This window comes from Nonomuraea sp. NPDC049637 (assembly GCF_040675235.1).
Taxonomy (GTDB): Bacteria; Actinomycetota; Actinomycetes; order Streptosporangiales; family Streptosporangiaceae; genus Nonomuraea.
Map to the genome: position 1 here is coordinate 38,940 of NZ_JBFAOM010000036.1, position 14,476 is coordinate 53,415.

The 14,476-nt window shown below is 70.8% G+C and carries 16 protein-coding genes; 6 read left to right on the plus strand and 10 right to left on the minus strand.

Going from position 1 to position 14,476, the window contains the following annotated elements:
* The first annotated feature begins 4 nt into the window (after positions 1 to 4).
* The gene (locus AB0J71_RS36485; RefSeq protein WP_352320444.1) at positions 5 to 1,057 is read left to right on the plus strand and encodes a quinone-dependent dihydroorotate dehydrogenase; all 1,053 of its coding nucleotides are present in this window, start codon (positions 5 to 7) and stop codon (positions 1,055 to 1,057) included.
* An 18-nt stretch (positions 1,058 to 1,075) separates the two neighbouring features.
* Complete coding sequence (locus AB0J71_RS36490) at positions 1,076 to 1,636, plus strand: GNAT family N-acetyltransferase (protein WP_352320446.1); 561 nt, start codon at positions 1,076 to 1,078, stop codon at positions 1,634 to 1,636.
* A 7-nt stretch (positions 1,637 to 1,643) separates the two neighbouring features.
* Here AB0J71_RS36490 and AB0J71_RS36495 read toward each other — a convergent pair whose 3' ends face one another.
* The 4 genes from AB0J71_RS36495 to AB0J71_RS36510 all read right to left on the minus strand — a co-directional run bounded on the left by AB0J71_RS36495 (position 1,644) and on the right by AB0J71_RS36510 (position 5,663).
* Entirely contained in the window at positions 1,644 to 3,236 is a 1,593-nt protein-coding gene (locus tag AB0J71_RS36495) for a beta-N-acetylhexosaminidase (RefSeq protein WP_352320448.1), read from the minus strand.
* On the minus strand, positions 3,233 to 4,081 hold the full coding sequence (locus AB0J71_RS36500; RefSeq protein ID WP_364418499.1) for an N-acetylmuramoyl-L-alanine amidase: 849 nt from the start codon (positions 4,079 to 4,081) through the stop codon (positions 3,233 to 3,235). Before AB0J71_RS36500 ends, AB0J71_RS36495 begins: the two co-directional genes overlap by 4 nt.
* A gap of 131 nt (positions 4,082 to 4,212) precedes the next feature.
* Positions 4,213 to 4,461 (minus strand): hypothetical protein, encoded by a 249-nt coding sequence (locus AB0J71_RS36505; protein ID WP_125645653.1) that lies wholly within the window; start codon positions 4,459 to 4,461, stop codon positions 4,213 to 4,215.
* 209 nt (positions 4,462 to 4,670) lie between these two features.
* Complete coding sequence (locus tag AB0J71_RS36510) at positions 4,671 to 5,663, minus strand: LacI family DNA-binding transcriptional regulator (RefSeq protein ID WP_352320452.1); 993 nt, start codon at positions 5,661 to 5,663, stop codon at positions 4,671 to 4,673.
* A 257-nt stretch (positions 5,664 to 5,920) separates the two neighbouring features.
* Here AB0J71_RS36510 and AB0J71_RS36515 point away from each other — a divergent pair, with 257 nt between their 5' ends.
* Entirely contained in the window at positions 5,921 to 6,532 is a 612-nt protein-coding gene (locus tag AB0J71_RS36515; RefSeq protein ID WP_352320454.1) for a TetR/AcrR family transcriptional regulator, read from the plus strand.
* Between the two features lie 123 nt (positions 6,533 to 6,655).
* Here AB0J71_RS36515 and bldC read toward each other — a convergent pair whose 3' ends face one another.
* Both bldC and AB0J71_RS36525 read right to left on the minus strand, forming a co-directional pair.
* The gene (gene bldC, locus AB0J71_RS36520; protein WP_013133571.1) at positions 6,656 to 6,859 is read right to left on the minus strand and encodes a developmental transcriptional regulator BldC; all 204 of its coding nucleotides are present in this window, start codon (positions 6,857 to 6,859) and stop codon (positions 6,656 to 6,658) included.
* Between the two features lie 322 nt (positions 6,860 to 7,181).
* On the minus strand, positions 7,182 to 8,045 hold the full coding sequence (locus AB0J71_RS36525; RefSeq protein ID WP_364418501.1) for a hypothetical protein: 864 nt from the start codon (positions 8,043 to 8,045) through the stop codon (positions 7,182 to 7,184).
* 105 nt (positions 8,046 to 8,150) lie between these two features.
* Between AB0J71_RS36525 and AB0J71_RS36530 the strand changes: the two genes are divergently transcribed.
* Together AB0J71_RS36530 and AB0J71_RS36535 are read left to right on the plus strand one after the other, a co-directional pair.
* Entirely contained in the window at positions 8,151 to 9,230 is a 1,080-nt protein-coding gene (locus tag AB0J71_RS36530) for a Glu/Leu/Phe/Val dehydrogenase dimerization domain-containing protein (RefSeq protein ID WP_352320458.1), read from the plus strand.
* A gap of 151 nt (positions 9,231 to 9,381) precedes the next feature.
* Complete coding sequence (locus AB0J71_RS36535) at positions 9,382 to 9,609, plus strand: DUF3073 domain-containing protein (protein ID WP_352320460.1); 228 nt, start codon at positions 9,382 to 9,384, stop codon at positions 9,607 to 9,609.
* Positions 9,610 to 9,700: 91 nt separating this feature from the next.
* Here the strand turns inward: AB0J71_RS36535 and AB0J71_RS36540 are convergent, their stop codons facing one another.
* Positions 9,701 to 10,543, minus strand: coding sequence for an alpha/beta hydrolase (locus AB0J71_RS36540; protein ID WP_364418503.1), 843 nt, complete (start codon positions 10,541 to 10,543; stop codon positions 9,701 to 9,703).
* A gap of 86 nt (positions 10,544 to 10,629) precedes the next feature.
* Between AB0J71_RS36540 and AB0J71_RS36545 the strand changes: the two genes are divergently transcribed.
* Complete coding sequence (locus AB0J71_RS36545; RefSeq protein ID WP_352320463.1) at positions 10,630 to 11,175, plus strand: CGNR zinc finger domain-containing protein; 546 nt, start codon at positions 10,630 to 10,632, stop codon at positions 11,173 to 11,175.
* A 35-nt stretch (positions 11,176 to 11,210) separates the two neighbouring features.
* Here AB0J71_RS36545 and purM read toward each other — a convergent pair whose 3' ends face one another.
* From purM to AB0J71_RS36560, 3 genes are read right to left on the minus strand one after another with little or no spacing between them, the layout of a single operon-like run.
* Complete coding sequence (gene purM, locus AB0J71_RS36550; protein WP_352320465.1) at positions 11,211 to 12,236, minus strand: phosphoribosylformylglycinamidine cyclo-ligase; 1,026 nt, start codon at positions 12,234 to 12,236, stop codon at positions 11,211 to 11,213.
* On the minus strand, positions 12,233 to 13,669 hold the full coding sequence (gene purF / locus AB0J71_RS36555; protein WP_352320467.1) for an amidophosphoribosyltransferase: 1,437 nt from the start codon (positions 13,667 to 13,669) through the stop codon (positions 12,233 to 12,235). The genes purM and purF overlap by 4 nt, the downstream gene beginning before the upstream one ends.
* 51 nt (positions 13,670 to 13,720) lie before the next feature.
* Complete coding sequence (locus AB0J71_RS36560; RefSeq protein ID WP_352320469.1) at positions 13,721 to 14,467, minus strand: SDR family NAD(P)-dependent oxidoreductase; 747 nt, start codon at positions 14,465 to 14,467, stop codon at positions 13,721 to 13,723.
* Between the last annotated feature and the right edge of the window lie 9 nt (positions 14,468 to 14,476).

The window sequence follows — 14,476 nt, forward strand, 5'->3', positions numbered from 1 at the left end:
CGTGATGTATCGCCTCGTGTTCACGCAGGTCTTGCGGCGTTTCGACGCCGAGGCCGTGCACCGTCTCACCGTCAAGGGCCTGGCCATGCTCGCCCGGCTGCCCCTGCTCAAGCGGCTGCTCCACCGAGCGTTCGCCCCGCACGACCCGGTCCTGCGGGTGACCGCGTTCGGCGTGCACTTCCCCGGCCCGTTCGGCCTGGCCGCCGGGTTCGACAAGGACGCGGCCTGCGCCGAGGCGATCGCCGCGCTCGGCTTCGGCCACGTCGAGGTCGGCACCATCACCGCGCACGCCCAGCCCGGCAACCCGCAGCCGCGCCTGTTCCGGCTGGTGGGGGAGCGGGCGGTGATCAACCGGATGGGCTTCAACAACTCCGGCGCCCGCGCCGCCGCCCGGCGGCTGCGCCGTACGCGCGGGGTGCCGGTCGTGGTCGGGGTGAACATCGGCAAGACCAAGGTCGTGCCGGAGTCCGAGGCGGTGGCCGACTACGTGACCGGCGCCAGGGAGCTGGCCCCGCTGGCCGACTACCTGGTGGTCAACGTCAGCTCGCCCAACACGCCCGGCCTGCGCAACCTTCAGGCGGTCGAGCTGCTGCGCCCGCTGCTGGTCGCGGTCAAGGAGGTCGCCGACGCGACGCCGCGCCGCACGCCGCTGCTGGTGAAGATCGCCCCCGACCTGGCCGACGAAGACGTCGACGCGGTCGCCGACCTGGCCGTGGAGCTGGGCCTCGACGGCATCATCGCGACCAACACCACCATCAGGCACGGCGGCGAGACCGGCGGCCTGTCCGGGCGTCCGCTCAAGGGGCGCTCGCTGGAGGTGCTGCGCCGGCTGCGCGCCAAGGTCGGCGACCGCCTCACGCTGGTCTCCGTGGGCGGCGTCGAGGACGTCGACGACGTCTGGGAGCGCCTGCTGGCCGGGGCCACCCTGGTCCAGGGGTACACCGGCTGGATCTACGGCGGCCCGCTGTGGGCCGCCCGCATCCACCGGCAGCTCGCCCGCCGGGTCCGCCGCCACGGCCTGTCCTCCGTCACCGAGGCGATCGGCCGCACCGCCTAGGGCCCCTATCGTGGAATCGTGATCAATGCCGAGGTGAAGCTCACCGACGACGTCGTCATGCGCCCCGTCGCCAGGTCCGACGCGCGGGCGCTGGCCGACGCCTACCGCCGCAACCGCGAGTTCCTGCGCCCCTGGGAGCCCCGCAGGCCGGCCGACTTCTTCACCCCCGCGGGCCAGGCCGCACGCCTCGAACGACTGGCCGAGGACCGTGCGGCCGGCTTCGTCATGCCGTGGGTGCTCACGGACGGCGACCGCGTCGTGGGCCGGATGAACCTGAACAGCATCATCCGGGGCGCCGCCCAGAGCGCGTCGCTGGGCTACTGGGTGGACGCCGCGTACAACGGGCGGGGGCTGGCCACCAAGGCGGTGCTGGAGGCGTGCCGGGCCGCCGACGAGGACCTGAGCCTGCACCGGGTGGAGGCCGGCACGCTCCCGCACAACAAGGCCTCGCAGGCGGTCCTGCGCAAGGCGGGCTTCGAGGAGTACGGCATGGCCCCCCGCGCCGTCAGCATCGACGGCGAGTGGCAGGACCACGTGCTGTTCCAGCGCATACTCAACGACCGGCCCGCGCCCATGTGACCGACGGTCAGACGCTCGGCCTGGTCGACTCCGCGTCGTGCGTCATGGCGTCGATGCGCTCCATCACCTCGTTCACCTTCACGCCGCTCGGCCGGTGCGGACGCCGCCGCTGCCACGGGTGCGGGCCCGCCGTCGGCCGGTACTCCACGCCGATCGCGTCGAGCCGCCGCAGGTGCCGCTCCAGCCGCTCGGCGAACCCGTCGCCGCCCGAGCCGGCCCAGGCGACCTCCGCCAGCGCGCACGACCGCGGCCAGAGCCGGTAGTCGACGGTCCGGGGGTCGGGCACGCGCTCGGTCCAGAGCTGGGCCTGCACGCCCATGACGCGCGCCCGCTCCTCGTCGGTCCAGTCGGCGGGGGCCGGGTCGAACGCGGCCACGTCGGCCACCGTGGTGGTGTCGCCGATGGCCATCGGCTCGTCGGCGGAGGCCGCCTCGGCGTAGTCGAAGTAGAGCGGGAACACCGGGGTGGCGACCACCTCGTGGCCGGCCGCGGCGGCGCGCCGCCCGACGCCCATGCCGCGCCACGGCATGACGACGGTGTCCTGGCGCAGCCCGCCGCTGACGAACGCCTCGTCCCACACCACGGCCCGCGCGCCGCGCTCGGCGAGGGCGTCGGCCAGCCGGCGCAGGAACCACGCCTGCAGGTCGGGCACCGTGGACAGCCCCAGCGACTCGCGGTAGGCCGTGATCTGGGCCGACTGCGCCCAGTGGTCGAGCACGACCTCGTCCCCGCCGATGTGGAAGAAGGGCACCTCGCCCAGCGCGCCGATGATCTCGTCGAAGATCGTGATCAGGAACTCGACGGTCGGCGGCAGCGGCGACAGGATGGCCGGCGAGATGCCCCACCGGTCGAGCACGTCGTAGGGCTCGCCGGTGGCGCCGAGCGCCGGGTAGGCGGCCAGGATCGCCGAGGCGTGCCCCGGCACGTCGATCTCGGGCACCACCGTGACGAACCTGGACCGCGCGTACGCGCCGATCTCGGCCAGGTCCTCCAGCGTGTAGTAGCCGCCGTGCGGGATGTCGTCGTACGCCTCCGGCTCCCGGTAGTAGTTGGTGGCCGTGCGCGGCCGGTGCGAGGAGACCTCGTGCAGCAGCGGGTACGCCCGGCTCTCCACCCGCCAGCCCTGGTCGTCGACCAGGTGGAGGTGCAGCCGGTTCAGCTTGTGCACGGCCATCAGGTCGATCAGCCGGAGCACCTCCCGCTTGGGGGAGAAATGCCGGGCCACGTCGAGGTGCAGCCCACGCCAGGCGAACCGCGGCGCGTCCTCGATCCGCACTCCGGGCACCGGCCACGACGCGCCGTCGGCGAACCGGTAGGAGGCGTCCGGCAGCAACTGGTGCAACGACTGCGCCGCGTAGAACGCGCCCGCCGCCCCGCCGGCGACGATCTCGATCCCACGCGACCCGGTGGTCAGCCGGTAGGCCTCCGCGCCGAGCGCGGGATCCTGGCGTACCTCGATCTCGCCCGAGTCTCCCGGGCGCAGGTCGAGGAGGGGCAGCGCGCGACGTACCGCGTCCGCGTACGGACCGGCGACGGTCGCGCCCGAGGTCAGCTCGAAGGAGCCGGAAAGATCACTGAGCAGCTCTGGGCGAGGAATCATGCTTCGAGATAGTGCTGCATCCCGTTCGCGAGTGCCAAGGCGATCCGCTGCCTGAACTTCGGGTCCTGGAACTTGGCCGCGTCGACGGCGTTGCGCATGTTGCCGCACTCGACGAGGACCTTCGGCACGGTCGAGAGGTTGAGCCCGCCGATGTCGTTGCGGAAGTTCAGCGCCTTGTTGCCGATGTAGTTGGAGTAGGGGATGCCGGTGCCCTTGAGGTAGGCGTCGCGTACGTCGATCCCCAGCTTGGTCGAGGCGCCCACGACCTTGTCGACCGGCCCGTTGATCTTCTTCGGGAGGATCACGTGGAACCCCCGGTGCGAGGAATTGTCCGAGCCGTCGCCGTGGACCGAGATCGCGGCGTCGGCATGGGCCTTGTTGCCGATCGCGGCCCGCTGGTCGATGCACGGCCCGACGCCGTCGTTGTCCGGCCTGGTCAGCTTGACGGTCGCGCCGCGCTGCTTGAGGATCTTCGCCATGCGGTTGGAGACGTCCCAGGTGAAGGCGGCCTCGCTGTAACCGCTCTTCGTGGCCGTGCCGGTCGTGTCGCAGGCCTTCATCTGGGTCAGCACGTTGACCTTGCGGTTGATCTCGGCCGGATGGCGGTAATTGGCGCCGTTGTGCCCGGGGTCGATGACGATGACCTTGCCGGCGAGCGGTTTGGCGCCGGGCGGCGCCTGCTTCGCCGTGGCCGTCTCCGTCGTCCCGTCCTGGACGGACGCCTTACTGGGCCCTTGGGCGGTGGAGGGGGCCTGACCTGCCGCGGCGCCACCAGGCTCGGTGCCGCCGCACGCGGAGGCGATCAGGCCGCAGACGGCGAGGACGGTGGCTGGTAGAGCACGCATGGGCTCCAACTTACGTGAAGCCACGCGTTCAGGCCCGTATCAACAGCAATCCTGCGAGTCGGCACGCGACCCTGCCGAAGTGCCGGATCGGGACCGCTGCGACGGTCCGTCTGGCGGTTTCGCCGTCCGCTTCACCACACGTGCTCGCCAACCTCCTGCCGTTCGAGCAGGGCGGCCAGCTCCCGCGCGTCCTCGGCGTCGAGGCCGAGGACGACGCGGGGGCGGCCCCACGGATGGTCGAGGGAATGCGCCACGTAGCTGGCGACGGACTCGGCGCCGACGTCGGTGCCCCGCCCCCTGCCCGCGCGCCAGTGCCCCCAGGCGCGTTCGAGCTCGGCCGCCGCGCGCTGGGCGCAGGACACCAGTTCTGGATCACGCATGACTGTCCCCCGGATCAGATCGTGACCGAACCAGATTCGGCCACAATTAGCATGACCCTGACGAGTAAACCGCCGTCCGGCGACGTTGCCGTACGGCTTGACCCAGGCTTTGGTCGGGCTTGCCGACGAGAGACCTGTGCATTGGCCCGCCGTGCCATTGCGGCGCCCGGTGAAGGCCCGCAACGGCAGCGCAACCGGCAGATATCCCCTCAGGCGGGTCCCGTGCTGCGGCGCACGACCAGCTCGGGTTGGATCTCGCGCAGCCGGGCGCCCTTGGCCGGCTCGCCTATCCTGTCGCTCAGCAGCGCGGCCGCCGACCTGCCCATGGCGCGGCGCGGCTGGTCGACCGAGGTGAGCGAGATGTGCCGTGAGGCCGACAGGTGGGTGTTGTCGTAGCCGACCACGGACAGGTCCTCCGGCACCCGCAGCCCCAGCTCCGCCGCGGCGGCCAGCACGCCCAGCGCCACCACGTCGTTGGCCGCGAACACGGCCGTCGGCCGCGGGTCGCGGGTCAGCAGGGCGATCGCCGCCTCGCGGCCGCCCTCCTCGGTCGCGTCCGCCGCCTCGACCATGATGTACGGGGCCAGCGAATGCCTGCGCATCGCCACGAGGTAGCCCTCGCAGCGTGAGGACCGGGGGCCCTCGATGTGCGCGATCCGCTTGTGCCCGAAGTTCACCAGGTGGTCGATGGCCAGGCGGGCGCCGAGCTGGTCGTCGTCGACCACGATGTCGACGCCGTCGAGCTCGATGTCACGTTCCCCCACGACGACGGTCGGGGTGTAGGCGGTGGCCTCGATCAGCGTCTCGCTGGTCGGCGCGATGCCTAAGAGCACCAGCCCGTCGACCCGGAGCTCCAGGAAGGCCTCGACGGCCTCGTCCTCGAACGCCGGGTCCCACTGGCTGTTCCCGATCAGCATGCGCAGCCCGTCGCCGTGCAGGCTCTCCTGCAGGCCGTCGAGGAACTCGGCGTAGAACGGGTTGTGCAGGTCGGCGACGAGCGCACCGACCAGATGGGTACGTCCTTCCACCAGGCTGCGCGCGACGGCGTTCGGCCGGTAGCCGAGCTCGCGCGCCGCCTGGAGCACTGCCTGCCGCCGGTGCTCGCTCACGTGCGGGGATCCGCGCAGCACGAGTGAGACCAGCGACTTCGAGACGCCGGCTCGCTCGGCGACGTTGCGGATGGTGGGTCGTGGCCGAGGCAATGGGTCTACCTCGCGGAGCTCGGCGATGGTTGAAGTGTTGACGGGCGGTCCTGACATGTGTCTCCCCCGCGATGCGGATATGGGCACCTGTCTCACCAAACGATCGAGTAAGCCGCAGGGTACGGGTTCGGGTTAGGGAAGCCTGATATTGACCCATTCGCCACACGTCCGCTATTGGGCACGTCGTCGGATACTGTGCAGGTGTGACACCCGGGAAGTCAGCCGAGACGGCACGCCCCGCACGCCGAAGGCTGAGCGTGGACCGCCGTCGCGAGGAGCTCATGGCGGCCGCGCTGGAGCTGTTCAGCACCCGTGACGCCGAGGACGTCTCGATCGACGACGTCGCCTCCGCGGCAGGCGCCTCGCGGGCGCTCGTCTACCACTACTTCGGCGGCAAGCAGGAGCTCTACGTGGCCGCGCTGAGGAGCGCGGCCGAGCAGCTGGAGTCGCGGTTGCGCCCGGCCGAGGGCGGCAGGCCGCTCGACGAGCTGGCCGCGGGCCTCGGGCGTTACTTCGACTTCGTCGAGGAGCACGCCGCCGGCTTCGCCGCGCTGCTGCGCGGGGGGCCCGCCAACCGGGCGGGCGAGGTGGGGGAGATCGTCGACGGCGTGCGCCGGAGGCTGTTCCGCCTCATCCAGAAGCAGATGCGCGTCGAGGAGCCGAGCCCGGTGCTGCGCACCACGCTGCGCTCGTGGATCGCCTCCGTGGAGACGGCCGGTCTCGACTGGCTGGAGCACCGCGACGTCGAGCGGCCGATCCTGGAGAAGATGCTCGTCGACCACATGGTGGCCCTGCTGGGCGTGGCCGCCGCCTACGACGGCGAGGTCGGCGAGCTGCTCGACGTGCTCACCGGCGAGCAACTGGCGTAGCGGGGGAAGAGTGGCGCCGGGCGGGCGACGCCAACTTCCCCGTGCGACGTCACGTCGGTGGACCGGGCAAGCGTACCTGGTCCACCCTCAACCCCCCTGAGGTTCGTGACGACCCTTTGCGAACTACTCGGAACGCTGCTGTGGAATGCCCGCCAGCAGTGCGCGAACCTCGGTCTCCCGGTAACGCCGATGACCGCCGAGGGTACGAATCGACGTCAACTTGCCCGCCTTGGCCCACCGCGTAACGGTCTTGGGGTCGACCCTGAACATGGTCGCGACCTCAGCGGGCGTGAGCAGTGGCTCGGCCTCGGGTGTACGAGCTGACATTTGTGCGGCCTCTCCTCCGTGTGGACCGGCTTAGCGATCCTGTGACTGCCTTTGCGCGTGTCACGGATGTCCCCCTATGGCGCAGAGCGTGCGGCTTTTCTGAGCCATATGCGGCATCACCCGATGTGACCATACCGCCACGCAGAGCGATTGGCGAGCCCTTCTTTGACCCAACTGCCCGCCCCTATGGCGATGTCACGCTCGGTGATTCTAGCGACACGGTTCGTGGTATCGCAGTGAAAACGGCAAACTACTCAGTTCGCAGAAGAGAGCAGCCGCGAGACGTGACCTACTCATGCAGGTCAGACGGTTGTTTTGGGAATCAGTTGGCGGATTCCAGCTGTTGCATTGACTTCCACCGAAGGATGACGCGCTGGTACATGGCATAGGCAAGTTCTTCTTGACCCGTGTCCAGACCGGTCAAAGCGGCCGAAAGCTCAGCAACCGACTGGTCGGCCTGGAGGGCGTCGTCGTTCATCAGGTGGACCAGGCCGCCGTAGTCGAGCTCGACCAGCGAGTGCGGGTGGAACTCCTCCAGCCAGCGTGCGATGTCCTCCACGTCGAAGTTGGACGACGCGTCGCCGAGGTGCCGGCGCATCACGTTGAGGGCGCGGGCCGCCCGCCTCCTGGCCTGGGCCATGGAGGTGACGTAGATGAGGTTACGGCCCGTAGTGGTCGTCACGTCCTGTCTCGGGGTGGAGGAGCCGAGCACCAGCCAGCGCTCGTTCCCATCAAACGGCACGAACCACGATGGCGGCACATGCCACGCCGTGGTGCGAATGTGCGTACGCAAGGCGGACGAACCGGCCCGGCGCTTGAACCGGTCGAAGTCGTCGGCCGTCTGCTCGGCGATGGCCTTCGGCACGAGCCGGTCCATCAGTTTCACGGGAGTGGCGCCACGAAGCCGTGAGAAGGCCAGCCACGACCGCAGACGCGTCTGCCAGGGACATACGTACAAACGGTCCTCAACGCGCCGCAGATAGGCATTGGGGCTCTCCTGGGCGGGAACGGGCTGAGGGGGCATGCCGAGCAGGCGCATGACCGACTCGCTGTGCTCCGCGTTGAGCGCGTTCGCCCGGCGCGGACGGTCGCGTGAGTCGGCGTAGTCGGCCCACAGCTTGCGCTCGGACTCGGCGAACGCGGTCAGTGGCTCATAGACGCGGAGGTAGGCGGCATAGGGCAGCACGGAGGCATCGTGTCACGAAGAGCACCTGCGCGCACCGTCGGGCTCACTAGTCTGAGAGTGACCTCCGCCGCGAAGGAGCGGTGGACCGGACAGGGAGTCACTACCGTGACCGACGTCTTCGGCACGTCCCACAAGGACGTCCACGAGCAGGTCGTCTTCTGCGCCGACGAGCAGAGCGGCCTGCGTGCGATCATCGCCGTCCACAGCACGGCCCTCGGGCCCGCGCTCGGCGGCACCAGGTTCTATCCGTACGAGAACGAGCAGGCGGCCCTGGCCGACGTGCTCAACCTGGCCAAGGGCATGTCCTACAAGAACGCCCTGGCCGGCCTCGACCTCGGCGGCGGCAAGGCCGTCATCATCGGCGACCCGGCCAAGGTCAAGAGCGAGGCGCTGCTGCGCGCCTACGGCAGGTTCGTCGAGTCGCTGGGCGGGCGCTACATCACCGCCTGCGACGTCGGCACCTTCAGCGAGGACATGGACGTCGTCGCCCGCGAGTCCCGCCACGTCACCGGCCGCACCCTGGCCCACGGCGGCGCCGGCGACTCCTCCGTCCTGACCTCGTTCGGCGTCTTCCAGGGCATGCGCGCCTCGGCCGAACGGGTCTTCGGCACGCCGTCGCTGCACGGCAGGCGGGTCGGCGTCGAGGGGGTCGGGAAGGTGGGCCACCGCCTGGTCGACCTCCTGCGCGAGGACGGCGCCGAGGTCGTGATCTGCGACGTCGACCCGCGGGCCGTCGAGCGGGTGCGCCAGCGGCATCCGGAGGTCGAGGTGGTCGCCGACGCCCAGGCGCTCACCACGTCCGACATCGACGTCTTCGCGCCCTGCGCGCTGGGCGGCGCGCTCGACGACGCCACGGTGGCCGGTCTGCGGGCGAAGATCGTCTGCGGCGCGGCCAACAACCAGCTCGCGCATCCCGGCGTCGAGAAGCAGCTGGCCGACCGCGGGATCCTGTACGCGCCCGACTACGTGGTCAACTCCGGCGGCGTCATCCAGGTCGCCGACGAGATCGAGGGCTTCAGCATGGACCGGGCCAGGGCGAAGGCGGCCCAGATCTACGACACAACCCTGAAGATCTTCGGGATCGCGGCGGACGAGGGCGTTCCGCCGGCTGTGGCAGCGGATAGGCTAGCCGAGCGCAGAATGTCGGAAGTCGGGCGTATTAGGGCCATTTGGCTGGGCCACTGACGCCCCACGCCCATACGACGTACCGAGCTGGGCACAAAACAGGTACGGTAATAGGCGAACGATAGGCTGACGTCCAAAGTCAGGCGGCGTCAGTGTGTGGTGCGTTAGCGACGAGGGGTCGGGGACGACCCCACACGAGGGGGTCGAGCCAATGGGGCGCGGCCGAGCAAAGGCCAAGCAGGTCAAGGTTGCTCGCCAGCTGAAGTACAACAGCGGTGGCACGGATCTTGACCGTCTGCGCGACGAACTCGGGGTCGGAGACTCCAGCAATGACGACGCCGACGACCTCAACGATGAGCTGGCGGATCGCTATGCCGATTACGCCGATGACTACGGCTCCGGGGACGACGAAGACGGCCGTCCTTCGGGTCGCCGATAGCCGTTCTTCAGAGTGACGTGGCCGAGGATCCGGCATGTGCCGGATCCTCGTTCATGAGCGTCGAGCCCCACGGGCAACCGTGGGGCTTTCGTCACGCTTGCGTGCGGTCGAGAAAGCCTGCGACCAGCGGCGCGATCTCGGGGAGCTTGTCCTCCAGGGCGAAGTGCCCGGTGTCCAGCACGTGCAGCTCGGCGTCCGGCAGGTCCCGCAGGTAGGCGTGCGCGCCCGGCTCCGGGAAGAAGGCGTCGTTGCGGCCCCACACGATCAGCGTGGGCGGCCGGTGGCGGCGCAGCCATGCCTGCCAGTCGGCGTAGAGCGCGAGGTTGGAGCGGTAGTCGAGCGCCAGCGCGAGCTGGGCTTCCCGGCGTCCGGGCAGGTCGAGGAAGTGCTGGTCCAGGGTCCATCCGTCGGGTGCGACGGCTGAGACGTCCGATGCGCCGCCCTCGTACTGGCCGCGCGTGACGGGCAGGGTGAACAGGTCGCCCAGGTTCTCCGCGGGCGCGTGGATCGTGGTGCGCGCCAGGTCCGACAGGCCCTCGTCGTAGGCGTTGGCGTTCTGGACGATCAGGCCGGCGATCCATTCGGGGTGCCGGGTGGCCAGGCGGAAGCCGACGGGGCCGCCGAAGTCGAAGGCGTACCAGACGAAGCGGTCGAGCCCGATCTCGCGCACGAAACCCTCGACCACGTCGGCCAGGCGGTCGAAGGAGTAGACGAAGTCGCCGGGGGCCTCGGTGTGGCCGAAGCCGGGGTAGTCCGGCGCGATCAGGCGGTAGCGGGCGCCCAGGGCGTCCATCAGGCGCCTGTACTGGTGGGAGGCCGAGGGGAAGCCGTGCAGCAGGAGCACGGGGATGCCGTCGCGCGGGCCCGCCTCCCGGTAGAACACCTGGACGCCTTCCACGTCCACGAAACCGTGGCGGATCTGCGGGATCTCCATGCCTAATGCCTTTCTCGCGCAATGATGCGTTAGTTATAACGGGCAGGCTTCTAACGCGTCAAGGGGGAGATGTAGCATTAGAACTCATGGAGTTCCTGATCGGTGAGCCGCTCGCGCTGGACCTGGTGAACACCCGGGGCCAGGACTTCGACGTCCTCGACACGCCCGAGGTGTTCGGGAACTGGCTCGATCGTCAGGCGGGCCGGCTGGCGTCCGTCCGGGGGCCGTTCACGGCGGACGATCTCGGCGTGCTCCGGGAGTTGCGGGCGCACGTGGCGGCGGCGGTCGAGGCCGTGCGCCGGGGCGAGCGGCCGCCTGGCGAGGCGGTCGCGGCGATCAACGACGCGATGCGCGCCGCGCCGGCGTACGGGCGTCTGGACGTCACGGACGGCGGGCTCACCAAGGGCGCGCACAGGGACGGCGACCGGCTCGCCCGCCTGCTCGCGCAGCTCGCCGAGGCCGCGGCCGACCTGCTCGCCGATCCGGCGGCGAGCCGGATCAGGGCCTGTGAGGGGCCCCGGTGCCGCATGATCTTCCTGCCCGCCCACCCCCGGCGGCGCTGGTGCTCACCGGAGCTGTGCGGCAACCGGGTGCGCGTCGCCCGCCACTACCAGCGGCACAGGACCGGCTGAACGGGGGCCGGCATCGAGCCGGCCCCCGTCGCGGGTCAGCGGTAGCGCGCCTGGCCGGAGCCCTGGACGATCTCGCCCAGCACCCACGCGGGCAGACCGCGCTCGGCGAGCAGCCGGACGGCCTCGTCGGCCGAGCCGGGCGCCACCACGGCCGCCATGCCCACGCCGAGGTTGAACGTACGGTCCATGTCCTTCTGGGCGATCCGCCCGTGCCCGGCCAGCACCTCGAAGATCGCCGGCGGGGTCCAGGACGACCGGTCGAGCAGCGCGTCGAGGTGGCCGGGCAGCGACCGCGACAAGTTGGCCTCCAGGCCGCCGCCCGTGATGTGCGCGAAGGCGTGCACCTCGGTGGAACGGGCCAGGTGGAGGCAGTCGAGCGAGTAGACGCGGGTCGGCTCCAGCAACTCCTCGCCCAGCGGACGGCCCAGCTCGGGCAGCACCGCGTCGAGCGACAGCGACGCCTCGCGCAGCACGTGCCGCACCAGCGAGTAGCCGTTGGAGTGGACACCGGAGGAGGCCAGCCCGAGGACCACGTCGCCCTCGCGGATGCGGTCGGGGCCGAGCATGGCGTCGGCCTCGACCACGCCGGTGCCGGCTCCGGCCAGGTCGTACTCGTCGGGGCCCATGGCGCCCGGGTGCTCGGCGGTCTCGCCGCCGACCAGCGCCGCGCCGGCCAGCCGGCAGCCCTCGGCCACGCCGCCGACGATCTCGGCCACGCGCTCGGGCACGACCTTGCCGACGGCGATGTAGTCGGTCATGAACAGCGGCTCGGCCCCGCAGACCACCAGGTCGTCGAGGACCATGCCGACCAGGTCGATGCCGATCGTGTCGTGCTTGCCGTAGCGCTGGGCGATCATGACCTTCGTGCCCACGCCGTCGGTGGAGGAGGCGAGCAGCGGACGCCGGTAACGCAGCAGCGCCGAGGCGTCGAAGAGCCCGGCGAAGCCGCTGGCGTCGTCGACCACCTCCGGCCGGCGGGCCCGCGCCACCTTGTCCTTCATCAGGGTGACGGCGCGCTCGCCCGCCTCGATGTCGACGCCGGCGGCCTCGTAGGTACTCACGCTTTGCTCTCCAACACGAACTTGCCCACGTTGTCCTGGTCGATGGGGATCGGGTACGAGCCGTCGAAACAGGCCCGGCAGAGCCGCCCGGCGGGGATGGTGGTGGCCTTGGTCAGGCCCTCCAGGGAGATGTACCCCAGCGAGTCGGCGCCCAGCGAGGCCCTGATCTCCTCCACCGACAGCGAGCCGGCGATCAGCTCGGCGCGGGTCGCGAAGTCGATGCCGTAGAAGCACGGCCAGGCCACGGGCGGCGAGGAGATGCGGACGTGCACCTCACGCGCCCCCGCCTCGCGCAGCATCTTCACGATGGCGCGCTGGGTGTTGCCGCGCACGATCGAGTCGTCGACGACCACCAGGCGCTTGCCCGCGACGACCTCGCGCAGCGGGTTGAGCTTGAGCCGGATGCCGAGCTGGCGGATGGTCTGCGAGGGCTGGATGAACGTGCGGCCCACGTAGGAGTTCTTCACCAGGCCCTGGCCGTAGGGGATGCCGCTCTCCTCGGCGTAGCCGACGGCGGCCGGGGTGCCGGACTCGGGCGTGGGGATGACCAGGTCGGCCTCGACCGGGTGCTCGCGGGCCAGCACGCGGCCGACCTCGACCCGGGTGACCTGCACGCCGCGGCCCGCGATCGTGGTGTCGGGACGGGCCAGGTAGACGTACTCGAACAGGCAGCCCTTGGGGTCGGGCAGGGCGAAGCGGCGGGACCGGACGCCGTCCTCGTCGATGGTGAGCAGCTCGCCGGGCTCGATCTCGCGGACGAACGTGGCGCCCACGATGTCGAGGGCCGCCGTCTCGGAGGCCACCACCCAGCCGCGCTCCAGACGGCCCAGGACCAGCGGGCGGATGCCCTGCGGGTCGCGGGCCGCGTAGAGGGTCTTCTCGTCCATGAACACCAGCGAGTACGCGCCCTTGACCTGCGGCAGCAGCTCGGCCGCCGAGTCTTCGATGGAACGCGTGCGATCCTGGGCGAGCAGCGAGGCCAGGACCTCGGTGTCGGTGGTCGCCCGGGTGGAGCCGGGAGCCAGGCGCTCGGCCAGCTCCGGGGTGTTGATCAGGTTGCCGTTGTGCGCGAGCGCGAGCCCGCCGACCTCGGTGGAGCTGAGGGTCGGCTGCGCGTTCTCCCACACGCTCGAACCCGTGGTGGAGTAACGGCAGTGGCCGATGGCCAGGTGGCCGCGGAGGGTGCCCAGCACGGACTCGTCGAAGACCTGGGCCACCAGGCCCATGTCCTTGTAGACGAGAATGCGGCTGCCCTCGCTGACCGCGATGCCCGCGGACTCCTGGCCGCGGTGCTGCAACGCGTACAGCCCGTAGTAGGTGAGTTTGGAAACTTCCTCGCCTGGTGCCCAGACGCCGAAGACACCACAAGCGTCTTTGGGTGCGCGGTCGTGGGGGTCCAGGTCATGGCCGAGCCGGCCGTCGCCCTTCAGCACATGCCTCAGTTTAGGTTGCGGGCTTCCGTGCTCGCACACCCGGGTGCTTCATCAGCCGGCGTGGGAGGATCTGCCGGCGTTGGATCCGTCGCGGACGAACTCTCCGGTGACGTTGCGGTTCGCCGCCGATCCGAGGAAATGGATCAGCGCCGCCATGTCGTCGGCGGTCGAGAGCCGGCGGCTGGGCGTGCGGGCCGCGACGCGGTCGAGGACCTCCTGGGTGACCGGGCGCTCGGCCTCGGTGATCGTGAGCCCGGCGACGGCCACGTTGACCAGCACGCCGTCCCGGCCGGCCTCCCAGGCCAGGGCGCGGGCCATGCCGTGCAGGGCCATCTTGGCGGTGCCGTACGGGCCGGGGCCCGGCTGGCCCTCCTCGGCGGCGCCCGAGGAGACGAAGACGATCCGGCCGAAGCCGTTCCTCCGCATCCCGGGCAGGAAGGCCTGGACGAGCAGGGCGTTGCCGACGACGTTCGCGTGCAGGGCGGCCGTCCATTCGGCGGCGGGGACGTCCTCGAAGCTCATGCTGTTGGGCATGATCGTGCCCCAGCGGACGGCGTTGAGCACCAGGGCGTCCACCGGGCCCGCCTGGGCGGCGGCGGGCGCGACGGTGGCGTGGTCCTCCAGGTCGAGATGGACGGCCGCCGCCTGGCCGCCCGCCTCCTCGATGCGCTTGACGACCTCCGCGGCGCGGTCCGGGCCGGTGTTGTAGGTGAGGGTGACCCGCGCGCCGGCCCTGGCGTAGGCGAGCGCGGTGGCGGCGCCGATGCCGGAGGAGCCGCCGGTGATGAACGCGTGCATGGGATGCCT